A 22,056-nucleotide genomic window follows, 5' to 3' on the forward strand; every position below is an offset into this window, starting at 1 on the left:
CTCCTTTGTAGATTGTTGTTTAGCGATTACATTCTAACACAAGGTTCATCATTATGGATTTTATTTATTTGTTCAATTTCATTTTACAACTGACCTATTGTTTTTATTAATAGTATTTACAAAAAAACAGTAATAAACACTATAAATGTGCTACAATGTGGAAAAAGGAGTTGGTTTTATGAATATAAACATTTTATTGTTTGATGATTTTGAATCATTAGATGCATTTGGACCAGTCGAAGTATTTGGGTGTGTAGATGAATATAAATTGCGTTATGTTTCCATGGATGGAGGAATTATAAAAAGTAGGTAGCCGGCTCTAGTATTGAACGAATATAAGGATAAAAATATATTCTCTTAATATATTTTTATTTAGTCAATTTTAGAATTGAAGATAAATGAATAATCGACAATAATTTTTTACTGAAAAGAGGTAATGATTTTTGCTAAAGGTAGTAATCCATATTGATGAGTTTGATAAATGGCAGATGGTTATCAATAATATAAAAAATTTTATTGCTGATGTTGGTGATAATGGTGGCAAAATAGCTGTAGTTGTAAATGGCGCTGCCGTAAATATATCACTGTCTAAAACTGATAAAGGTATACTTACTGAGATGGAAAAATTAACGAAAAAGCATATACAATGGTATTTTTGTAAAAATGCTTTAGTAGGAAATGGCATAGATTTTAAGTCGCTGCCTGAATATATAATAGTTGTGCCGGCGGGTATTACAAAGTTAATAGAGTTACAAAATAAAGAAGGCTTTGCTTATATTAAGCCATGATAAGGGGAGACTATTTTGTATGGAAAAGCAATTATTTGTTACACCTGAGGAACATTGGAATCGTGCTGAGAAAACAGCACAAGTAATAAAAATATTATTTGTATAATATTTAGCTTTATTTTACATAAGATAAACTAAATTATTTGGAGTAGATATTTTATTTATGGCACAGGAATCAAATGCACGAATAGATTAATAATTGTCGTGCGTTTTATCTTTAAGGGAAAGTTTAATTTGGCTGATTTTATTGAAAAAACAATAAAAAAGATTATAATAGAACTTAGATAGTAAAAATTTATCATCTGATTAATTATTATTTAAGGAGGGGTTAATTAATGGATCAAGATAAATTACAAAGAATTTGCAAAGATAAGGGATTTATCGCTGCGTTGGACCAAAGTGGTGGCAGCACACCAAAAGCATTAGCTGTTTATGGTATAAAAGAAAATGAATATAATGGCAATGATGAAATGTTTGCTAAAGTTCATGCAATGAGGACAAGGATTATCAAAAGTCCTGCTTTTAACTCTAAATATATCTTAGGTGCTATATTATTTGAAAACACAATGGATCGGACTGTTGATGGAGAGCTTACCGCTGATTATTTGTGGAATAAAAAGCAGATACTTTCTTTTCTAAAAGTAGATAAGGGACTGGCAGAACTAGAAGATGGTGTACAATGTATGAAACCTATTCCTCAGCTGGATGATTTACTGAAACGTGCATTGAAACGGAATATATTCGGAACTAAAATGCGTTCAGTGATAAAGAAATTTAATCCTATTGGCATAAAAAAAATAGTCAAACAACAATTTGAAATAGGTAAACAGATTGCTGCAGCGGGGCTTGTTCCTATTATTGAACCAGAAATAGATATTAATAGTAAAAACCGGGCTGAATCGGAACGGGTTTTAAAAGAGGAAATGCTTAAGGAATTAGCATTATTATCAAAAGATGAAAAAATAATGTTAAAGTTAACAATTCCTGAAGTAGATGATTTTTACAGTGATTTGATAAATGCTCAGCATAATATAATTCGTGTTGTAGCGCTTTCCGGGGGATTTAGTCGAGACGTTGCAAATGAAAAACTTGCCCGCAATAAAGGACTTATAGCTAGTTTTTCCCGCGCTCTTGCTGAGGGCTTATCAGTACAGCAAAGTGATGAAGAATTTAATGCGGTACTTTCAGACAGCATTAAACAAATTTATACTGCTTCCATTACTTGAAAGCAGCGTTATAAAAATAAATGATGACAAATATAAATTTATTTTGTTTGATGGAATATATTTTCAGTGATAAAATAACTCATGAAAATAATTCTACTGTTTTCTGATGTTCCCCAATGAATGTACCTAATATATTGAGTATGAAAAGGCTCCCCGCTAATCTGTTAAAATAGGATTAATGGGGAGCCTTTTTATAATATAATTTATTTTGTTTATGGTGTAATTAGTAGATAATTAAAAGGCATTCGAGGATGCATCCTAATAGGGTTTCTAAAATTAAATATTATAAATATGTTATAATGTGGAAAAGATTTATGCGTATTTTGGAGTTATTGTATACTAGTATAAATTAGAACAATTATTTAATATTTGGAGAGGAAATATATTATTTTATGAAAAAAGAAAAATTATGGACGTTAGAGTTTATTGTGATGAGTTGCAGCAATTTTTTTCAATATATATCACAATATATTATGGTAGCAGCATTACCAATTTATATAATGAATAATTTGGGGGGGAGGAGAGGTGGCAACAGGCTTGGCAATGACTTTTTTTCAGATTGGAACAGTTTGCTGCCGACCTTTGGCTGGACGTTGGATTGATACAATAAACAAACAAAAGCTAATGCTTATTACAACGATATTATTTTTATTAGTCATGGTAAGCTTTAATTTTGTCAATTCCCTACAGGGGGTGTTTTTATTACGTTCGTTGCATGGGATTTTATTTGCATTAGGTACAACTGCTGCCTCTACATTGGCGGTTTTGGTATTGCCGAATTCCTGTAAAGGTGAGGGGATTGGATATTATGCCCTTTCAACAAATTTAGCAATGGTTGTGGGTCCTCTTATAGGTTTAGTTATTATTCATCGCTGGGGTGTCAGTGCCTTATTTATTTTTTTAACGATAATCGCTCTTTTAACGCTGGGGATTAGTAATTGTAAAAAATTGGAAAATAAAATTGTTGAACCTTTTAAAGGCGAAAAAGGCTGGAAATTACAAGATTTTATCGAAATAAAATCATTGCCAATGGCATTACTTGGTGGTTTAGTATTTTTTGCATATGGGGGCATTATAACATTTATTCCATTGTATACAAAAAGTATAGGTCTAAGTACAGCCACAAGTTTGTTTTTTGTGGTATTTGCGTTAGTTATAGTTATTACACGGCCTTTTGTGGGACGTATATTCGATCATAAAGGTGCAGATTTTACAATTTATCCAGGATTTCTATTTTTTATTGTTGGACTTTTTGTATTTAGTTTTGTTACTACATTAACAGCATTTCTTTTTGCCGCAGCTCTTTTAGGAATTGGCTTTGGGATGCTTAGTCCTGCTTTTCAGACTTTGGCAGTTCAAAGTGTGTCTACAGAACGAGCTGGTGTTGCGACGGCCACCTATTTTTGGTCTTTGGATATTAGTGTTGGCCTTGCAGCAATATTATTAAGTATGGTAACACAACAAAGAGGATATTCTTTTACCTATAGCGTTGTATGTGTAAGTGTAATGATTATAGCTGTAATTTTTTACAATGTATGGAGAAAACTTAGGAAAAATCATAGGTAATATTTTTTTTATAAAGAAAAATCCACCCGCTAGGCAGGTGGACAATTAGTTAGTTGTTATTCAAAAAAATTAGCTATATCAAGGACTATTTATAAATAACGGTGAAATAGAGGAAAACAGTAACATTATGGTCAGTATAATTAATGTTACTGTGAAGATCCAGGCAACTATATTATACCAGCGGGAGTTTTTATAATTGCCCATAATAGAATGGTTACTGGCAATAAGTACCATAAAGATTAATATAGGGGGCAATAGTATGCCATTTATAATTTGTGATGCTAACATGACATTTGTTAGTGATATATCTGGCCATAATGCAATTCCAGCACCTAATAAAATAAGTGCCGTATAAATACAAAAAAATACGGGAGCTTCTTTGGGTTTTTTACTTACACCGCTTTCAAAACCAAAAGCTTCACATACAGCATAAGCACTGCTTAATGGCAGAACAAATGCTGCCAGCATAGAGGCTCCAAGCAATCCAAATGAAAATAAAATACGTGCATATCGACCCGCCAATGGTTCTAAGGCCACTGCCGCATCTTTAAGGGTTGTAATCTCAATATGATTAGTGTGCAATACAGCTGCTGTGGCTACAATGACAAAAAATGCAATCAGCCAAGTAAAAACGGCACCAATCATTACATCCCAAAAAGTGTAGCGATAGTCTTTTGCAGTAATGCCTTTATCAACAACAGCTGCTTGGATATAAAACTGTCCCCAAGGAGTAATTGTCGTTCCAATAATGCCAACAGCCATCAGTAAGAATGAAGCATCACTGTGAAAAATTGGTGTAATTGAAGTATATAAAACCTGTTTCCATGGTGGATTAATAATTAGTCCAGAAATAATATAACTTAGAAAAGTGGCACAAAGCACAAAAAAAGCTTTTTCAATTCGCGAATAATTTCCTTTGAGTACTGAACCCCATACCACAAATGCCATGACAGGAACAGCAATTGCTTTATGCACACCAAACATTTCAAAACTAGTCGCAATACCGGAAAATTCAGAAGCAGTTGTACCGATGTTAGCAATAAAAAGAACTATCATGGCAAAAAAGGCCCATTTAACACCAAAAGATTCACGAATCAATCCAGAAAGGCCCTGTCCAGTAACAGCACCGGTTCGTGCAGAGATTTCCTGTGCAATAGCAAGGCAAATAGTGCTTATAAGAAGTGTAAACAATAAATCATATCCATAGGTTGCTCCGGCTACTGCATAAGTAGCTATTCCACCAGCATCATTATCTGCGAAAGCCGTAATTATACCTGGCCCCATCATTGCTAAAAACATACTTATTTTTATACGTACATTCTTCATTTTCTGCCACCCCGTCGATTAAGTGAAAACCAGGAATGAAGTTCCATAGTTTCAGGTTCTGGTAGTAATTCTTCAATTACGTCGTCTACGGTTACTATTCCCAACATAATTCCTGTTATATCAAGGACGGGTACTGCTAATAAACCATATTTGTTAATTAATTTTGCAACTTCATGATAAGTTGCACTAAATAAAACCGTTATTAATTTTGTGTTCATTAAATCTCTTAATTGTCGATCTGGAGCAGCAATGACCAGTTCTCGCAACGATAATACACCTTGTAGAATAGCTGATTCATTAACAATATATAGATAGTATATCGTTTCTGCTTTTGGAGCCAATTTTCTTAGCTTTTCAATAACTGTTGATACTGTCAATTCTGCGGAGAAAGAAATATATTCTGTTGTCATTAATGCACCAGCAGTTCCTTCTTCATATTTCATTAATTCACGAACTTCTTGAGCATCATCAGATTCCATCAGATTCAAGAGCCCTTCTGATTTTTCAGTACTCATCTCTACAAGAATATCCGCAGCTTCATCTGTTGGCATTTCTTCTAATAAATCGGATGCCCGTTGTTCATCCATTTGAGCAATAAGTTCAACTTGAGTATCTAAATCCATCTCAACAATGGCATCGATAGCTTGTTGATTATCAAGCGTTTCAATAATTCCTGCCCGGGTTTTATAATCCATTTCTTCAAGTAAATCAGCAATATCAGCTGGATGCAGCTGACTAATTTGTTTTTTTTCGCGATTAAGTTGTAAATAGGCATTCCAATTTTCTAAGGGGTTAACATATTGTAAATCAAGCAATGTATTTTTCCAATGACGTGTTAAAAATTCTAAGCCTAGTCGACGAAACAATCCTCGAAGACCAATATCAACAGCAACTAATGTCATATAACTATCCTGTGCTTCTGTTGTCCAAGATAAAACGATATCATTAACACGGACAAGTTTCGACCCTTTTAAGTCAATGATTTGCTTGTCGAGTAACCACTTACTGATATAAATATCATGTTCATGAAGTAAGATGTTTTCTTGAATCGAAAAAGGTGTTTTTAACTGAACTTTTTCGTAATTACAGGCAGCAATTTGTTCAATACGAATTAATTGCTGTGTGCGTTTTTTATATTTAATACCAACAATTCTAGGATATGAGTCTTCCCAATGTACTGCCATGTCCAGTATTTTTCCAACTTTTTGACCGCTAGAGTCATAGATTTTTGTTCCCAATAGGCGACTTAGATAAAATTCACCTAAAATTTTTATTGTTGCCATAAAGCGTACCTCCTATTTAGTCAAATATAAAAATTATTTGACTGGTTTATGCTGAAATTTTACGCTAAAGGCACAAGACCATAAATATTATATTTGGCGATATGAGGTGAGTAAATAATTATGCAGACAATTATTTACAAAATTCTTATATCGCTGACGGGGTCCTGCGCCACTACTGCCTGCATCCATTGTCCTCACCTTCCCTTCTTATTAGATAAAAAAGTAAATATTTTATAATACATAAAAACATTTACTGTAAGCACTAAAGAGATATAATGGAATAACGCTAATATTACAATATAACTCCAGTGCTTTTTATACATCAGAATTTAAATGCTCAAAATATATAATATGGATTATGAAAATATAATACTACTTTTATATTGTTTTGTGTGAATAATATAAAAAAAATATTGTTTTTAGTAAAAAATATTTAATATTAAATTTCATAGCATAGATAAATGTTTTTGCTAAGATTCAAATTGAAGATTAAATTATGCTGATAAGTATAAGAAAAGCATCTGCTGTGGTAAATCGCAGGTGCTTTTGTCGTTGGACTGTTAATATATTTTTTTATATAGATATGCCGTTGTGGAGTCATTCCAAGTGTGCTGTAAAATTTAATGGCGTCCTTATTAAAATCCCAAACAGTCAGGTTTAAATATTGTATGCCTAATTTGCTTAATTGCTTTTCTATATAGGAAAAGGACATATTGCCTAAACCTTTATTTCTCCATGGGGAAGGCTTCTATATATCCCATAGTTTGCTCATTCATACATGAATTTTTAATGTGTTTTATTGAAACCAAGCAAAACCCGATAATTGTATCTTCAGTTTCCATAATAAGACAAATATTATCTTTATTATGCAATAAACCAACATACTCTTGTTTGCTATATATATGGGGTATCTCCTTATAAAGAGCGGGATTCAGCATTTTTATTTTCTGCGGCATTAGTGAAATTAAATGAACCTGTAATAATTGCATTTCTTCATATGTATACATCTCCTTTTTGCAATTATAACATATTAAAAAATAAAGTATCATAATGATGGAATGGCTGAATAATACGTGTACTAAAACTTTGTGCAGGAAAGTTAGAATTTGTGGCGAAAAAACAAAAATATACAGGTAGTGTTAAATCAAAGATAGTTGGCAATCTTCAGTATGCTGGAAAAACTTACTTTGCATATATATTTATAATAACTGAAAATATGGTTTTTAATTTAATAGATATGAATTGAGGAAAACTGTGATGAGTGAAAAAACAAAACCAAAATTGAATGAATGGGCAGCAACGGCTATTTGTGGCAATGACATTACTTCATCTTGTCTATATGTTTCTGCATTATCTATAGTATATGCTGGACAATGGGCATGGGTGTCTTTGCTTATGGTTTCAGTGGTGCTGTTTTTTTACAGGAGTATTTATAGTGAGGTGGTAGGAGCATTGCCGTTAAATGGTGGGGCTTATAACGCATTACTTAATACAACAAGTAAATTTGTTGCCTCCTTGGCAGCTTGCTTTACATTACTGTCGTACATGGCAACAGCAGTTATATCTGCGAATGAGGCAATGCATTATTTACAGATTTTATGGCATAATCTGCCTGTAATTGAAGCTACCATTTTTCTGTTGGCTGTTTTTATGGTTCTGACTATTATAGGAATTGGGGAATCGGCTAAAGTTGCCACTGCTATTTTTATAATGCATTTAAGTACGATAGGTATATTGATTTTGGCTGCTGTCTGGGGACTCATACACAATGGCTGGTATATTTTTCTCGATAATTTTCATCGACCAGTGGAAGGCAGCCTGACAATGGCATTGTTTTTTGGCTTTTCAGCAGCCATGCTGGGAATATCCGGTTTTGAAAGTTCAGCGAATTTTGTAGAAGAACAAAAAGAGGGCATTTTCCCAAAAACTTTGCGCAATATGTGGTTAGCTGTAACGTTTATTAATCCAGTAGTGGCTTTTTTAGCGTTGTCACTGGCACCAGTGCGGCAAATTGCTGGGCATCAGGAAGCTTTATTGTCTTACATGGGCAGCATAACAGGCGGTAATTGGCTTGCAGGATTGATTTCTCTTGATGCAACACTGGTATTAAGCGGAGCAGTATTGACTTCTTTTATTGGTGTTACTGGATTAGTCCATCGCATGGTTTTGGATCGGTGTCTGCCACAGATACTATTAAAGGTGAATCGTTATGGCACGCAATATCGCATTGTTGTAGCATTTTTTGTTTTAAGCGTATCGGTGTTAATGGTTACACGTGGCCAATTATCAACTTTAGCAGGTGTATATACAATTTCATTTTTATCGGTAATGGCATTGTTTGGCATGGGCAATTTGCTGCTAAAAATGAGAAGAAGCGGTTTGCGAAGACCAGTGAGAGCATCCTGGGCGGGTGCATTGTTTGCAATTATAGCTGTGCTTGCAGCACTGGCAGGGAATGTTTTTATAAATCCAGTTTATGTAGGTGTCTTTTTTCAATATTTTTTACCAACGGTTATTATCGTGTTAATTATGTTAAACCGTGTGGTACTTCTGACAGGATGCCTGTTTTTTATACAGGCAGTCAGTAAAAAATTGACATGGGCTGCTGATGTGCTTTCTCAGCGCTTGGAAAGTAAGATTGCTGATATTAATTCGCAGCAAGTTGTATTTTTTACCCGTGGGGGCGATTTAGGCAATTTGAATTTAGCTCTTATCTATGTCAGAAATAATGAACATAGCAACCGCATGAAAATTGTTACTGTCGTACGTGATGGCAGCGAAGTGCCACCGCGTTTGGCTGAGGATGTGCGATTTTTGGACAGGGCATATCCCGACATTGATATTGAATTTATTGTGCAGCATGGTGTGTTTGGCCCAGAATTGATTCAGGAACTTTCACAAAAATGGAAAATACCAGCTAATTTTATGTTTATTGGTTCTCCGAATGGAGCATTTAACTATAATTTGGCTGATTTGGGCGGAGTGCGGTTGATTATTTAAATTGAAGGCACGGATAAAAATATCAGAAGCATTCAAGGAATTATTGGAATATATAATAATAAAATGGCACTGCTTGTATAAGCGATGCCATTTTATTATTTTTATAATTATGGAAAATATAAAAGATGTATATCATTATTTTAAATATATTCTTGAAACATATCTTCGATAATTTTTTTATTAATTGATTTGTCAATCAATGGGATGTTATCAGATAATATTTTATTTTTTTGATGGTAGGTGGGTTTATTTTCTTTATAAATTATACCAATAGGAATTTTGTCATTAAATTCCATTGCTTTTGTAATTGCATTAATTTTATTCGTATAATCATAATCATCTTTTAGTTCGTAGACTCTTTTATTGTACCAGGAAAAAGTATTAACTTTATTAAAACTAACGCATGGCTGTAAAATGTCTACCAATGCATATCCTTTATAATTTATGGCTTGCTTCATGATGTCAATAAGATGTTCCTTTTTACCTGAAAAAGCACGTGCTACAAAACCTGCTCCTGCTGCTATTGCCAAAAGGAGAGGATTTAATGGTTCGTTTATATTACCATCTACTTGTACACCGGTTACAAGACCTAGCATTGAGGTTGGAGATGCCTGTCCTTTAGTAAGTCCATAAATTTGATTGTCGTGAACGAAATGGGTTATATCAATATTTCTTCTAATATTATGAATGAAATGGTTGCCACCTTCACCATATGAATCACCATCACCAGTATTAACAATGACAGTTAATTTTTCATTGGCAATTTTAGCAGCCACGGCTGCTGGTAACGAACGCCCATGTAATCCACAAAAAGCATTAGTATTGATATACTGTGGTGTTTTGGCAGCTTGACCAATTCCTGCGGCAACTAATACTTCATTAGGCTTTTTTCCTAGTTCTTCCAGTGTTGTTTTTAAACAATCAATAATTGGAAAATTACCACAACCAGGACACCATGCTGTTTCATAAGTGCAAAATTGGTTAGCCATATTTATTTCCTCCTCATTATTTCATTGACAATATCTTCACCGCTTATCTGACGGCCATCATATTTTAAAATACTGTCAGCAAAAGTAATTGCTATTTCTTCACGTACAAGCTTTGCCAATTGTCCAGTGGCATTTTGTTCTATATTTATAATAGCTTTAGCTTGCGCAACTTTTTCTTGTAATAATTTTTTCGGTAATGGGAATATGTCACCAAAGACTAATGCGGCATATTTCTCTTTATTTTGTTCGTTTAGTATAGTTACAGCTTCTTGTAATGCACCCCAGGTTGATCCCCAGCCGATTAAAAGAATATTAAAATCTTCCCTGCCAATGAAGTCCGGTTCCAGTAATTCATGATATAAGCCTTTTAATTTTTTCATGCGTTTATCAACCATTTTATTTCTAACATCTGCTGATTCTGTTATATGTCCTGTTTCATCATGTTCGTCACTGTCAACAATTACGACTTGGTCAGTTTTTCCCGGAACAAGACGTGGTGATATGCCGGATGGTGTATATTTATAGCGCAGATATTTTTCACGGTCATTATATTGTGTAAGTGGTTTTTGTGGAGTCACATTCTTAATGTCAAAAGTCTTGATTGTAGCTAATGAATCGCCTAAATATTGATCACTGAGTAAAATTACGGGTAATTGATATTTTTCAGCTAAGGAAAAAGCGCGTATAGTTTGGTAAAAAGCATCCTCCTGATTACGCAATGCAATTACCATTCGTGGGAATTCTCCTTGAGATGCTGAACGGACAAAATCTAAATCGCTCTGTTCTGTTCTGGTAGGAAGTCCGGTTGCTGGACCAGGCCTTTGTACATCTATTACAACTAGTGGTATTTCGGCAATTCCAGAAAAACCAAGTGCCTCAACCATCAAGGAGAATCCGCCACCGGATGTTCCAGTCATAGAACATAATCCGGCATATGATGCGCCTATAGCCATGTTAATAGCGGCTATTTCATCTTCAGCCTGCTCTACAACAATTTGTGCTTTATCACTTTTGGCTGCTATGGATTCCATTATACCTGTAGATGGTGACATAGGATAGGCCGTATAAAATTTAAGGCCTGCTGCTATAGCACCTAAAGCTACTGCTTTAGTGCCGGAAATTAACATATAATTTGAATATTGCCCATCAAGGTGTGCAAATTTTTTTTCAGTGCAGTTAAATCCATCAGCCATTGCTGTTAGATTAATATTAACAAGTTCTTTTTTTATAAACTGCGGGACAACAGTGTTAATATGTTGCAAAGTTTCGCCAAAAAGCTTTAAAACAGCGCCTATAGAGATACTGCCTGATACGCGGGGGTTGCCAAGCTTTTTGGCCATAGTATTTAAATCAATTTTTATGGCGCGTGTGTCAATAGTTTTTAGATTAGCATCACATAAAATAAAGCCAGTTTCCTTTAAATTGTCTTTATGTAAGGCAATAGTATTATCGTCAAGAGCAATTATTCCGTCCAACACATTACTGTGAGAATGGATAGCTTCAGTACCGAAACGTATTAAAGAAAAATTATGACCACCGCGGACGCGCGACATAAAATCTTTGGTGCTAAAGACATTGTAGCCAGATGTTTTCAATAATTTTTCTAGGATTGCCGCGGTAGTTTCAATGCCTTGTCCCGCTGCACCGCCAATTAATAGGTTATACATGTATAAGATACCTCCTCTTAATGTACTATTTAATTACTAATATATAAAATATTTCGATAAAATTGTTTTCAGACCTGCTTTTATAAATAAGAGATTATAAAAAAATATCCTGCAGTACTAAAATGCAGGATAGATAGAATATTATTATTTAAATTGCTCAATAAAAGTATTATTTAAGTTGTAAATTATTAGGTGGGACGATTTACAACTATACCTAATAGGAGTAAATCGCCCGTCCAGGAAGATGCCAATATCATGTTAATATTGACAAATAGAAATTCTATGTAACAGTTGAAATATCCTTCTAAAAAAAATATATAGTTACGATGTATTTGTAATTTTTGATTTAAAAGATAAAAAATAAGATGTAGTTTGAATTTAATGCATAATATTTTGTAATGAGATTTTTTAGGAACAACAAGTATATTCGGTATGATATAATAAGTTGAGTTAATTATGTAAAATAAAAAAGTGAGATGAAAATATAATGAATGGGACAGAAAGAAAAAACATAAAACCAGGAATTAAAGTCAAGATAGTACAAAAACAACATCAAAGGACGGGACAGCTTACTGAGGGAATAGTCAAAGATATTCTTACTAATAGTCAAGTACATCATAGAGGCATAAAGGTTCGCCTTGATAATGGTATTGTTGGACGTGTTCAAGAAATTTTATAATGATTATATACCAATAAAAATTCCTGTAAATCCGTTAAATAATAGATTTACAGGAATTTTTATTTTTACGGGAGTATTATTAATTTGACTGTATTGGTGCTAATTTGCCGCCGCCATTTAATAAATAAGTTTTTCCAGCGAGATTTTTACATGAGTCTAAATTGTAATAAACATTATAGCCATGACTTTTTATATTATTGAAGGAGAGATCATTATCAGTAAAAGATGTTATATATGAATTTCCTGTAAGTTCCCATTGGGAGGAAAAATCTAATGTAATAGCAGCTTTATCAGCAGTATTATCAGGATTGAAAGCACCCTGCCAAATAGTTTTGTTTTTCAAATTGATTGTAATGCGGCTTAAGCTATTAGCAAGCACATTACCTTTAAGTAATTGATTTTTAGCATTAAAAGTAAAATCACCGCCGTTTTGACCAGAATTGCCCCAACGATCACTGGTGACATTGATAAGAATATTACTTTTGGAATCTAATAAAGTGTTTTCTAAATTAGCAATGGCTTTGGTATTGGTGATATAAAACATTGCCCCTTGTGAGTTATTATGCAGCTTGGAATTTTTAACACTAAAGGAAGCTGTACCTGTGTTGGCATCACCAGAAAAAGACTGATATAACATGATTCCGTGCTGTACATAACCAGTAAGATCAACATTTTCCAAAGTGATGGAATTTTTTCCTTCAACGACAGCAATTTCACTGCCGGTTGCTATACCGGTAGAATTAGTGGCCTTAATATTTCCTGTTGAATAAATGCAGGGACTGCCTTCGCCAGAAGTAGACAATGTTCCTTGGGTTACACTTACATTTCCTTCACCGCGATCTGTAGCAAGAGCAGCACAATGTGCACCTTTAGTTGTTATTTTTACATTATCTGCGATTATATTTCCTCCATAAGTGGCATCTAAACCACGTGAAGACCCTTTTTCAGTATTGATAATAACATTGCTGACAGTAATTAAACTTTTCTTGCCAGTTGCAAAAATGCCATTGGATCCTTCAGCAGAAGAATCTAATGTGCTGTTGCTGATGGAAACATGACTGTTATTAGCAAGAAGAATAGCATTTAGGCCAGTAAAGTTACTGTCTTCATTATTGGAAGAATCACCGGTTTTTATTAATTTAGAATTATCAATAGTAAGATTGCCGTTATTTCTCACTAATAAGACATTTTCATCTGAATTACTGTATTCAATAGTTTTATCTGCTATATTCGCTTTTTTATTGTCAATAATAACTGTTGCCATTAAATTATCAGCAGATTGTGATTCATTACTCATCATAGCATTGGGTGGTGGCATTAAAGGAGGAGTGCTTTGAGCAGGTGGGGGTTGTAGAGATGAAAGTTTTGTTGACACTGATGATTATTGAGAAGCGTTACATACAGCAATTTCAGCAGAAAGTGCTAAAAGTAAACTTAAAAATAAGATATGATATTTTTTAAACATTTGTTTATGCTCCTATATATTAATAATAAAATAATTACTTAATATATTATTTCAATAATATGACAATAGTGTGGCAATTAAACAAAATATTATAAGAATAATTGAAACAATTCTAAAATGTATAAATAAAGACATAATATAAAATCCAGCCTAAAATAGGCTGGATTTTATATTACCACGTTATTTGCTTATGATAAATTATTGGCAGGATTATTTGCTTTGTTTAATTGCTGCGATTGGATAAAGGTATCATATCCTTCAGCAGAAATTGAAGTGGAATATGCGGAACCAAATTTTTCTTGTAATGATTCTTTTTTTTCTTTTTCAGGTTTCTTTGATATGTTAGTTTGATTAGCAGATAAAGCTTCTGCTGCGGCTTTATTTTTTAATTGAGCGATTTCCTGAGTTATTTTTGTAATAGAACGTTCTATAGATGCTATTTGTGTAGAAGATGATGTTGTAGAATTAGAGTTACTATCGGTTGCGGAGGCGCCTTGAAGAGATAGCAACGCTTGCTCATAACGATTCTTCTGTGCTTCTAATGTTGCTACGGAAGTTACTGACGATGAAGTGCTAGTGGAGGTTTGTGAATAAGAAGAAATAGCGGCTGATATTCCTGAAATGGACAATAAATCACCTCCTATATAGAATTAATGATATTATAGCGCATATAGGTTTTTTTGAATAGATGTATTATTGAATAATAACAATTAAAGTTTTGCGTAAAAGGATTTTAGCTATAATTTGTAGAAAATTTATAAAATACTAGTATTTTTCGAACTATAATTACCAAAATTAATTTAGGGAGGATTTTTTATTTGGAAAAATTATACAAATCTAGATTGTGCATAAATTGTGGGACTGAATTATCTCAAAATGATAAATTTTGTGCTAATTGCGGACAGAAAATAGAAAATAATTCTTTAACTATTACAGATAATGATGATAGTAAAAGTCAAAATAAAGAAAAAACATTTCTTATGGGGAAAAAATATCTATACGGTACAAATGTGAATAAAGATTATAAACAAGCAATAATTCATTTTAGTAAATCTTTTGCATTGGGTAAAAAAGAGGCAGCTTATCATATGGCAATTGCCTATGTCCATTTAGCAATGGATAGTTTGCATGCAGCTGATGAAAATAATGTTAATCCAGATAAAGCATTAAATAAATTACGGGAGGCAATAAGTATTTTAAATATATATATAACAGGGTCCGCTAAGTCTAGTATAGTTAGTGAAAAGAATAGTCTGACAAATGAAATAATGCCAGAGGATGATACTGTTGATGAAAAAAATGCTGTTACAGGTTTTGCTATAAGTAGATTTTTAGCAGGATTAATTACTGGATTTATGGCAGGGAGTTTATTTCGAAGTTCAAGTGAAAATAAACAAACGGAGAGTATTGAAAATGATCAGCAAAAAAAATCGGACAATGGATTTTTTAGCAGATTAGATGATTTACTAAATGATTTCAGTGATGATGGGGATAGTTTTTTAGATAATTCCAGTAATCTTTTGGATGAAAATGATAAAGAGAAAGATGAAAATGATAAGCTAAGTTAAAGGAGTAAATATAGCATGATAATTGCCAAGAGCGACAGCGAAAAATATAGCACGAAAATTATTTCGGAAAAAGCGCAGCTTAATGCTGATGTTGCAGACAATGCCAGCAATGCGTTCCAGCCGCATGAGTTGCTTTGCGCTGGGTTAGCAGCTTGCTTGGATATTACTGTTAGGATGATATTAGAACACAAAAATATTGTTTATGATGAGGTAATAGTAAAAGTTGATATTGATACTACAGATGCTGATAAAACAAAATTTTGCTATAATATTAATATTTTAGGTGATGTTCCTGCAGTGACAAAAAAACGTGTAATAGAAATTGCGCAAAACTGCCCAGTGAAAAAAATCTTATCTAAACAAATTGAGTTTACACTCAATTAACTAGCAAAACAAAAAAATACCAATTAATTAACATCATTTGAATAACGCAGCTATAAATAAAATAAATAGTGATAAATTTGCTAAATATTTAATAAATTTTTGAGTAAATTATACAAAAATTTGTTACTTGTGGTATAATCTTAATATGGTTCTAGATTAAACTTTGGAGGTATAAATAAAAATGGCAAAAGTTACAACTACAGAAATGTTTAAGAAAGCCTATGAAGGCGGCTACGCTATTGGCGCTTTCAACGTAAACAACATGGAAATCATCCAAGGAATCACTGAAGCAGCAAAAGAAGAACAGGCTCCGCTTATTCTTCAGGTATCTGCTGGTGCGCGTAAATATGCAAAACATGCATATCTTACAAAACTTGTTGATGCAGCTATTGAAGATACAGATTTACCAATTGCCTTGCATCTAGATCACGGTGCTGATTTTGAAATTTGTAAATCATGTATCGATGGTGGTTTTACTTCAGTTATGATTGATGGTTCTAAATATAGCTTCAAAGACAACATCGAATTAACCAAGCGCGTTGTTGATTATGCACATAATCATGGTGTTGTAGTTGAAGGTGAATTAGGCAGATTAGCCGGCGTTGAAGATGATGTAAATGTATCTGCTGAAGATTCTTCTTATACTCGTCCAGAAGAAGTTGAAGAATTTGTAAAATCAACTGGTGTTGATTCCTTGGCTATTGCTATTGGCACAAGCCATGGCGCTTTTAAATTTACTCCTGAACAGTGCACCAAAAATGAAGAAGGTGTTTTAGTACCACCTCCACTTCGCTTTGATATTTTAAAAGAAATTGAAGAACGTTTACCTAGTTTCCCAATCGTATTACATGGTGCTTCTTCAGTTATTCCTAAATATGTACAGATTATTAACCAAAATGGTGGTAATCTTGCTGATGCTGTTGGTATTCCAGAAAGCCAACTTAGACAAGCTGCTAAATCAGCTGTATGTAAAATCAATATTGACTCTGATTTACGTTTAGCTTTAACAGCTGGAATTCGTGAATATATGACTGCACATCCAGATCATTTTGATCCACGTCAATATTTAACACCTGCTAGAGCATATATTAAAGAACTAGTAAAACATAAACTTACCGATGTTCTTGGTTGCAATGGCAAAGCTTAATTACTATGTAATGTTTGATCGATAAATAATAATATATATTAACCATAAGATATATTATTATCGCGGTCATAAAAAGATAATGCTGAAATAAGCCGGACTTTAGCTTGTTTCAGCATTATTTTTTTATTAAAATAAGTATAAAAAAATCCTTTGCTTTTAAAATGAGATCAGTAAAAGAAAGGATTAATATTTTGTAGTGGCGGATGCTGTTTTTATTTTAATGCTTATAAGAAAATATTATTTGTTTATTACATATGCAGCAACACTGCTACTAATTATAACAAGTAAAAAGAGCATAGCAATCCCTGCCATAATATATTTGCGATTCATTCTAATTCCTCCTATATATTATAAATATGTATTTAAAAGATAAGTATAATTATTATATTTAGATTATTTTGTTATATTATACTATGATAAATAAAATTAATGTAAGAAAATAACAATCAACTACAATAATAATTTTATTTATATTATAACTGTAATATAAATAAAATTCAATATTAATTAGTTGTTAAAACTATAAATTCAATAGCAATTTATTATTAAATAGTATCATACAATATAAAATCCAACATTGCACTAATATTGTTATAATAATAGTAAAAAGTGTATAAATAAATTAACTTTTATGCTATAATAATGGACATATCTTAATGAATAGGAGTAGTGGCTAAATGAAACTTGTAGTAACAATTGTTGGTAAAGACCGAGTAGGGATTATTGCTATGGTAAGTAATATCCTTGCAGAGAAAAAAGTTAATATTTTAAATATTAACCAGAACATTATGGATGGTTTTTTTAACATGGTTATGATTGTTGAGATGACTGATGATAAGGTTAAGTTACAGGATTTACAAAAAACATTAAAAGAAAAAGGCACTGAAATAAATCTTGATATAAAAGTACAGCATCAGGATATTTTTAATGTTATGCACAACGTCTAAATTGGAGGAAATATAGTGATTACCATCAACGATATAATGGAAACAAACCGTATGATTACGGAAAACAAACTCGATGTTAGAACTATTACCATGGGGATTAGCTTACGTGATTGTGCACATCCTAACATAGATCAATTTTGTCGCAATATCTATGATAAGATAACAAAATCAGGTGAATTCTTAGTAAAGACAGGGAAAGATATCGAGAGCGAGTATGGTATTCCTATTATAAATAAACGAGTATCAGTTACTCCTATCGCTATTGCTGCAGAAGCCTGCAAAACAGATACATATGTTCCAATTGCTGAAGCTATGGATAAAGCTGCTCATGAAATCGGTATAGATTTTATTGGTGGATTTTCTGCTTTAGTAGAAAAAGGTTATACCAATGGTGATAGAATTCTTATAAAATCTATTCCACAAGCATTAGCTACTACAGATATTGTTTGTTCATCAGTAAATTTAGGATCAACCAAAGCGGGCATTAATATGGATTGCGTTCGTGAGATGGGTGAGGTCATAAAAAGAGCAGCTGAGCTTACGCGTGATCGTGAAGCTATTGGCTGCGCCAAACTGGTAGTGTTCTCCAATGCTCCTGGTGATAATCCATTTATGGCAGGTGCTTTTCATGGTGTAAGTGAAGCTGAAAAAGTTGTAAGTGTTGGCGTAAGCGGCCCAGGTGTTGTAAAACATGCATTAGAAGGTATGAAAGGCGCTGACTTTAGCGAAGTTGCTGAAACTATCAAGAAAACTGCATTTAAAATCACCCGTGTGGGACAGTTAGTTGCTAAAGAAGCTTCTAAAAGATTAGGTGTTCCTTTTGGCATAATTGATTTATCATTAGCACCTACACCAGCAGTTGGTGACAGCGTTGCCCATATTTTAGAAGAAATGGGTGTTGAAAGCTGTGGAGCACCAGGAACAACAGCTGCACTTGCTCTTTTGAATGATGCAGTTAAAAAAGGTGGACTTATGGCATCATCTCATGTTGGTGGTTTAAGTGGTGCATTTATTCCTGTAAGTGAAGATGCGGGGATGATAAACGCTATTGAAGCGGGTAGCTTATGTATAGAAAAATTAGAAGCTATGACATGCGTATGCTCGGTAGGTCTTGATATGATTGCCGTTGAAGGTGACGTATCAGCATCTACTATTTCAGCTATTATTGCTGATGAAGCAGCTATTGGTATGATTAATAATAAAACAACTGCTGTTAGAATAATTCCTGTACCAGGTAAAAAAGTTGGCGATGTTGCAAATTTTGGTGGATTATTAGGACGTTGCCCAATTGTTCCAATAAGAAATCAGTTTAGCTCCGATGCTTTTATTGCTAGAGGCGGAAGAATTCCAGCACCAATTAGAAGTTTAACAAATTAATTTAAATTATATTGATTAAATGGTTGACAATATAGTCAATATACTATATAATATTTTTTGTTGCTGATATAGCAATAAAGTTTGCGCCAATAGCTCAGTTGGATAGAGCAACGGCCTTCTAAGCCGTGTGTCGCAGGTTCGACTCCTGCTTGGCGCACCACTGAAATCAAGGGTTCTAGCGTTGGTTGCAACGCAGACCGTATATCAATGGTTGCAACGTGGTTGCAACCTCATACGAAGGGAAGACAGAAGTCTTCTCTTTTTTCTTATAGGTAAATTAAACTAGAGGAATATAAATAAAATGCCAGAAAATATAGAAAGTCTATTTTCTTTTATTGCAGGAGCAATACTAGCATTTGTTTTTTGGATTTTTCCTGCAAAAATGCAAGTTCCAGTTTATTTGTTATGGATATTATTTGCTATAAGCTTAGCTGTAATATGGTTTTGTTTAATCTTACGAAAATCATATAAAAGAAAATGAACTTAATAAAAAATTAAATGAAATGGTTGTACCTAAAGCAAGAGTGATTTCATGCGAAAATGATGAGTGTTTATTTGTTAGCAATTTTAAAAACAATATTTCAGTAGGTGGATATTTAACAATATTTTATATGGAAAATTCTTTTGAACGTTTTTATGGTATTGCGCAAGTAACAAATATACAACCAAACTGCATTCAAACAAAACTTTATAAAAGTGAAAATAATGATACAATAGATTTATGTGTTGAAAATATTGTAATAAAACCAATTGTTACGCCAGAAGCAATTAGTGTAATTATGGAATTGTTTTATAATTAAAGTAATTTGAGGTAATGAAAATGAGTGAAAAAAAAGATAATGATAAGATTTTTACTGTTGCTGAATGTATATATACAGAAGAAATTGATGAGACTACAGATGAACTCGTAAAGAAATGTTATCAGGTTGTTATTAATGCAGGCAGAAATGAAAATATAAAAAAAGATGATAAGTTTGTAATTTATGATTTAGGAAAAGAAATTTTTGATCCGATGACAGGTGATTCATTGGGAAAGTTAGAGCTGGTAAAAGGAATAGGGAAAGTAGTTCATTTGCAAGAAAAAATAGCAATTATAGAGAGTATTAAATACAGAAAAGGAAAAACTAGGCGTGTTGTTTATAAACAACCAGTAAGTGCAACTCCAATATCGTTTTTTTATCCTAAATCAGAAGATATCATAGAAGATGGTGAAGATCAATTGTTACCATTTGAAAATCCACGAATTTTAGATTTTGCAAAATATACTTCGTAACTAGTTATTTAGGAATAATATATAAATTTTTCACCTTTGCAGCAATTTCATTTTCATAATTTGGAATAGCGTGTCCATATAGCTCTAAAGTATGTGTTATTTTGCTGTGACCAAGCCGTCGACTGACTTCTACGATTGGAACACCGGCAGCAAGTAATTCAGTTGCATGAGTATGACGCAGAACGTGGAAGTTGCGATAAGGTACGTCAGCCAGTTTTAAAAGATATCGCCAAGCCCTAGTAAAGTTATTTGGCTTAACAGGCGTATTATTACGAGTAGTAAGAATAAATTGCTCTTGCTTAATATCTAATGCCGGAGCAGATAGCTTTAAATGTTTTAGAACGGATATGACATCATCGGTTAATTTTATTTTTCGAACGCCGGCTTTTGTTTTTGGCGTTTCTAGATAAGCACCAAGTTCAAGCGATTCTTGCAATGAATGTTTAATGAATATTTCATTAGCAGTAAAATTAATATCGCACCAGCGTAAGCCGAGTGCTTCACCAATGCGGATGCCGGTGGTTGCTGTTAGCAAAATAGTTGGATAGTAGCGTTCTAACTTTTTGGTATGAAGACAAGTTGTTAAAATACGTTCAATTTCAGCAGGAGTAAATATCTCAATTTCCTTTTTCTCAAAGCGCGGTGGTGAGACCATCGTCATGATATTCTTTTTTATCATGCCTAGATCATAAGCTTTGGTCATCATAGCTTTTAAAACCTTATGCACTTTGTTTATCGTGCAGGCAGATAATGTAGGAAGATTTTTATACAGCTTTTGTACATGTACTGGCTGTAGGTCTTGTAATTTATAACCGGATATTTGCTGTAAGTGCTTTAAAAGGCTTAAATACCTTTCATAGGTGCGTTGCTTTAAAGTATCTTTTTTGTAGGTCATAAGCCATTCTATTGACCATTCTCCAACGGTCACGCTTGACGGTTCGACAAACTCACCTTGATTTATTTCGGTAAGCTGTTCATTTTTCCAGGCAATAGCCTCAGACATTGTCTTAAAGCGTTTGCCAACTCGCTTTCCTTCAGGGGTAACGATACCGGCCCAGTATCGCTGGCGAGTTTTGTCAAAGTAAATTGAGCCGTTGCCATTGGCTTGTTTTTTCTTAGAAGGCATAAAAACAGTCCTTTCATTTAAAAAATATAAAAGGCTGTGGTATAATATACTTATACCGTCTTGTTTATAGGGACAAAACAAGTTTTACCACAGCGCTGGAAGATTCTATTTAAAAGCCGCTCGGTGTTATCGCACTGGGCGGCTTTTTTATTAGGTGCGCCCGGCATGGGCGCAGTCTAACGGGTGAAAGTCCCGAGTGTGGGTTAATAGTGCCAAGCACATAGCTCAAGGCAAGGGTGTCCACC

The 22,056-nt window shown here is 33.4% G+C and carries 24 protein-coding genes and 1 tRNA gene; 16 read left to right on the forward strand and 9 right to left on the reverse strand.

All coding sequences use genetic code 11. From position 1 onward, the window contains the following. The first annotated feature begins 178 nt into the window (after positions 1-178). From HNR32_RS14215 to HNR32_RS12010, 5 genes are all read left to right on the forward strand, one after another. The gene (locus HNR32_RS14215; RefSeq protein ID WP_260162755.1) at positions 179-313 is read left to right on the forward strand and encodes a type 1 glutamine amidotransferase family protein; all 135 of its coding nucleotides are present in this window, start codon (positions 179-181) and stop codon (positions 311-313) included. A gap of 130 nt (positions 314-443) precedes the next feature. Next, complete coding sequence (locus HNR32_RS12000) at positions 444-788, forward strand: DsrE family protein (protein ID WP_196611175.1); 345 nt, start codon at positions 444-446, stop codon at positions 786-788. Positions 789-1,123: 335 nt separating this feature from the next. Further along, complete coding sequence (locus HNR32_RS12005; protein WP_183863007.1) at positions 1,124-2,014, forward strand: fructose bisphosphate aldolase; 891 nt, start codon at positions 1,124-1,126, stop codon at positions 2,012-2,014. Between the two features lie 392 nt (positions 2,015-2,406). Further along, positions 2,407-2,616, forward strand: coding sequence for a hypothetical protein (locus HNR32_RS14400; protein WP_311636906.1), 210 nt, complete (start codon positions 2,407-2,409; stop codon positions 2,614-2,616). Then, on the forward strand, positions 2,540-3,580 hold the full coding sequence (locus HNR32_RS12010; protein WP_311636907.1) for an MFS transporter: 1,041 nt from the start codon (positions 2,540-2,542) through the stop codon (positions 3,578-3,580). Before HNR32_RS14400 ends, HNR32_RS12010 begins: the two co-directional genes overlap by 77 nt. Positions 3,581-3,658: 78 nt before the next feature. On the opposite strand, the gene HNR32_RS12015 is transcribed toward HNR32_RS12010, so the two are convergent. The 4 genes from HNR32_RS12015 to HNR32_RS12025 form a co-directional block, all read right to left on the reverse strand. Further along, the gene (locus HNR32_RS12015; RefSeq protein WP_183863009.1) at positions 3,659-4,906 is read right to left on the reverse strand and encodes an Nramp family divalent metal transporter; all 1,248 of its coding nucleotides are present in this window, start codon (positions 4,904-4,906) and stop codon (positions 3,659-3,661) included. Beyond that, on the reverse strand, positions 4,903-6,189 hold the full coding sequence (locus HNR32_RS12020; RefSeq protein ID WP_183863011.1) for a magnesium transporter MgtE N-terminal domain-containing protein: 1,287 nt from the start codon (positions 6,187-6,189) through the stop codon (positions 4,903-4,905). The genes HNR32_RS12015 and HNR32_RS12020 overlap by 4 nt, the downstream gene beginning before the upstream one ends. 439 nt (positions 6,190-6,628) lie before the next feature. Beyond that, a complete protein-coding gene (locus tag HNR32_RS14545; protein ID WP_375782643.1) occupies positions 6,629-6,901 on the reverse strand; it encodes an N-acetyltransferase in 273 nt (90 codons plus the stop codon). A gap of 13 nt (positions 6,902-6,914) precedes the next feature. Next, positions 6,915-7,178, reverse strand: coding sequence for a hypothetical protein (locus HNR32_RS12025; protein WP_183863013.1), 264 nt, complete (start codon positions 7,176-7,178; stop codon positions 6,915-6,917). Between the two features lie 268 nt (positions 7,179-7,446). Here HNR32_RS12025 and HNR32_RS12030 point away from each other — a divergent pair, with 268 nt between their 5' ends. Next, the gene (locus tag HNR32_RS12030; protein WP_183863015.1) at positions 7,447-9,189 is read left to right on the forward strand and encodes an APC family permease; all 1,743 of its coding nucleotides are present in this window, start codon (positions 7,447-7,449) and stop codon (positions 9,187-9,189) included. A gap of 140 nt (positions 9,190-9,329) precedes the next feature. Here HNR32_RS12030 and HNR32_RS12035 read toward each other — a convergent pair whose 3' ends face one another. Together HNR32_RS12035 and HNR32_RS12040 are read right to left on the reverse strand one after the other, a co-directional pair. Next, the gene (locus HNR32_RS12035) at positions 9,330-10,178 is read right to left on the reverse strand and encodes a thiamine pyrophosphate-dependent enzyme (RefSeq protein WP_183863017.1); all 849 of its coding nucleotides are present in this window, start codon (positions 10,176-10,178) and stop codon (positions 9,330-9,332) included. 2 nt (positions 10,179-10,180) lie between these two features. Continuing rightward, positions 10,181-11,845 (reverse strand): 2-oxoacid:acceptor oxidoreductase subunit alpha, encoded by a 1,665-nt coding sequence (locus tag HNR32_RS12040; RefSeq protein WP_183863019.1) that lies wholly within the window; start codon positions 11,843-11,845, stop codon positions 10,181-10,183. Between the two features lie 487 nt (positions 11,846-12,332). Here HNR32_RS12040 and HNR32_RS12045 point away from each other — a divergent pair, with 487 nt between their 5' ends. Next, positions 12,333-12,524, forward strand: a complete 192-nt coding sequence (locus HNR32_RS12045) for a YwbE family protein (RefSeq protein WP_183863021.1) — start codon at positions 12,333-12,335, stop codon at positions 12,522-12,524. A 79-nt stretch (positions 12,525-12,603) separates the two neighbouring features. Here the strand turns inward: HNR32_RS12045 and HNR32_RS12050 are convergent, their stop codons facing one another. Next, positions 12,604-13,899 (reverse strand): hypothetical protein, encoded by a 1,296-nt coding sequence (locus tag HNR32_RS12050; RefSeq protein WP_183863023.1) that lies wholly within the window; start codon positions 13,897-13,899, stop codon positions 12,604-12,606. A 278-nt stretch (positions 13,900-14,177) separates the two neighbouring features. Beyond that, complete coding sequence (locus HNR32_RS12055; RefSeq protein ID WP_183863025.1) at positions 14,178-14,618, reverse strand: hypothetical protein; 441 nt, start codon at positions 14,616-14,618, stop codon at positions 14,178-14,180. A gap of 189 nt (positions 14,619-14,807) precedes the next feature. Between HNR32_RS12055 and HNR32_RS12060 the strand changes: the two genes are divergently transcribed. From HNR32_RS12060 to HNR32_RS12100, 9 genes are all read left to right on the forward strand, one after another. After that, positions 14,808-15,557: a zinc ribbon domain-containing protein gene (locus HNR32_RS12060; RefSeq protein WP_183863027.1), complete on the forward strand. Its 750-nt coding sequence runs from the start codon at positions 14,808-14,810 to the stop codon at positions 15,555-15,557. A 15-nt stretch (positions 15,558-15,572) separates the two neighbouring features. After that, positions 15,573-15,941 (forward strand): OsmC family protein, encoded by a 369-nt coding sequence (locus HNR32_RS12065; RefSeq protein WP_183863029.1) that lies wholly within the window; start codon positions 15,573-15,575, stop codon positions 15,939-15,941. A 181-nt stretch (positions 15,942-16,122) separates the two neighbouring features. Then, positions 16,123-17,088: a class II fructose-1,6-bisphosphate aldolase gene (gene fba, locus HNR32_RS12070; protein ID WP_183863031.1), complete on the forward strand. Its 966-nt coding sequence runs from the start codon at positions 16,123-16,125 to the stop codon at positions 17,086-17,088. 677 nt (positions 17,089-17,765) lie between these two features. Beyond that, positions 17,766-18,035 carry an ACT domain-containing protein gene (locus HNR32_RS12075; RefSeq protein WP_183863033.1) on the forward strand — a complete coding sequence of 90 codons (270 nt, stop codon included), beginning with the start codon at positions 17,766-17,768 and terminating at the stop codon, positions 18,033-18,035. Between the two features lie 15 nt (positions 18,036-18,050). Beyond that, positions 18,051-19,412 carry a PFL family protein gene (locus HNR32_RS12080; RefSeq protein WP_183863035.1) on the forward strand — a complete coding sequence of 454 codons (1,362 nt, stop codon included), beginning with the start codon at positions 18,051-18,053 and terminating at the stop codon, positions 19,410-19,412. An 83-nt stretch (positions 19,413-19,495) separates the two neighbouring features. After that, positions 19,496-19,572, forward strand: a tRNA-Arg gene (locus HNR32_RS12085). Positions 19,573-19,713: 141 nt separating this feature from the next. Further along, complete coding sequence (locus HNR32_RS12090; protein ID WP_183863037.1) at positions 19,714-19,893, forward strand: hypothetical protein; 180 nt, start codon at positions 19,714-19,716, stop codon at positions 19,891-19,893. 22 nt (positions 19,894-19,915) lie between these two features. After that, on the forward strand, positions 19,916-20,212 hold the full coding sequence (locus HNR32_RS12095) for a hypothetical protein (RefSeq protein WP_183863039.1): 297 nt from the start codon (positions 19,916-19,918) through the stop codon (positions 20,210-20,212). 20 nt (positions 20,213-20,232) lie between these two features. Continuing rightward, positions 20,233-20,685 (forward strand): hypothetical protein, encoded by a 453-nt coding sequence (locus HNR32_RS12100; RefSeq protein ID WP_183863041.1) that lies wholly within the window; start codon positions 20,233-20,235, stop codon positions 20,683-20,685. A gap of 4 nt (positions 20,686-20,689) precedes the next feature. On the opposite strand, the gene HNR32_RS12105 is transcribed toward HNR32_RS12100, so the two are convergent. Then, positions 20,690-21,892, reverse strand: a complete 1,203-nt coding sequence (locus HNR32_RS12105) for a tyrosine-type recombinase/integrase (RefSeq protein ID WP_183863042.1) — start codon at positions 21,890-21,892, stop codon at positions 20,690-20,692. Positions 21,893-22,056: the final 164 nt, after the last annotated feature.

The sequence above is a fragment of the Pectinatus brassicae genome (assembly GCF_014201835.1).
Taxonomy (GTDB): domain Bacteria; phylum Bacillota; class Negativicutes; order Selenomonadales; family Selenomonadaceae; genus Pectinatus; species Pectinatus brassicae.

Excerpts from the sequence above, each read along its gene's own strand:
- HNR32_RS12015 (WP_183863009.1), bottom strand. The coding sequence starts at position 4,906 with ATGAAGAATGTACGTATAAAAATAAGTATGTTTTTAGCAATGATGGGG.
- HNR32_RS12025 (WP_183863013.1), bottom strand. The coding sequence starts at position 7,178 with ATGCAATTATTACAGGTTCATTTAATTTCACTAATGCCGCAGAAAATA.
- HNR32_RS12100 (WP_183863041.1), top strand. The coding sequence starts at position 20,233 with ATGAGTGAAAAAAAAGATAATGATAAGATTTTTACTGTTGCTGAATGT.
- HNR32_RS12005 (WP_183863007.1), top strand. The coding sequence starts at position 1,124 with ATGGATCAAGATAAATTACAAAGAATTTGCAAAGATAAGGGATTTATC.
- HNR32_RS12045 (WP_183863021.1), top strand. The coding sequence starts at position 12,333 with ATGAATGGGACAGAAAGAAAAAACATAAAACCAGGAATTAAAGTCAAG.
- HNR32_RS12075 (WP_183863033.1), top strand. The coding sequence starts at position 17,766 with ATGAAACTTGTAGTAACAATTGTTGGTAAAGACCGAGTAGGGATTATT.
- HNR32_RS12020 (WP_183863011.1), bottom strand. The coding sequence starts at position 6,189 with ATGGCAACAATAAAAATTTTAGGTGAATTTTATCTAAGTCGCCTATTG.
- fba (WP_183863031.1), top strand. The coding sequence starts at position 16,123 with ATGGCAAAAGTTACAACTACAGAAATGTTTAAGAAAGCCTATGAAGGC.
- HNR32_RS12090 (WP_183863037.1), top strand. The coding sequence starts at position 19,714 with ATGCCAGAAAATATAGAAAGTCTATTTTCTTTTATTGCAGGAGCAATA.
- HNR32_RS12040 (WP_183863019.1), bottom strand. The coding sequence starts at position 11,845 with ATGTATAACCTATTAATTGGCGGTGCAGCGGGACAAGGCATTGAAACT.
- HNR32_RS12065 (WP_183863029.1), top strand. The coding sequence starts at position 15,573 with ATGATAATTGCCAAGAGCGACAGCGAAAAATATAGCACGAAAATTATT.
- HNR32_RS12035 (WP_183863017.1), bottom strand. The coding sequence starts at position 10,178 with ATGGCTAACCAATTTTGCACTTATGAAACAGCATGGTGTCCTGGTTGT.
- HNR32_RS14545 (WP_375782643.1), bottom strand. The coding sequence starts at position 6,901 with ATGTCCTTTTCCTATATAGAAAAGCAATTAAGCAAATTAGGCATACAA.
- HNR32_RS12030 (WP_183863015.1), top strand. The coding sequence starts at position 7,447 with ATGAGTGAAAAAACAAAACCAAAATTGAATGAATGGGCAGCAACGGCT.
- HNR32_RS14215 (WP_260162755.1), top strand. The coding sequence starts at position 179 with ATGAATATAAACATTTTATTGTTTGATGATTTTGAATCATTAGATGCA.
- HNR32_RS14400 (WP_311636906.1), top strand. The coding sequence starts at position 2,407 with ATGAAAAAAGAAAAATTATGGACGTTAGAGTTTATTGTGATGAGTTGC.
- HNR32_RS12095 (WP_183863039.1), top strand. The coding sequence starts at position 19,916 with ATGGTTGTACCTAAAGCAAGAGTGATTTCATGCGAAAATGATGAGTGT.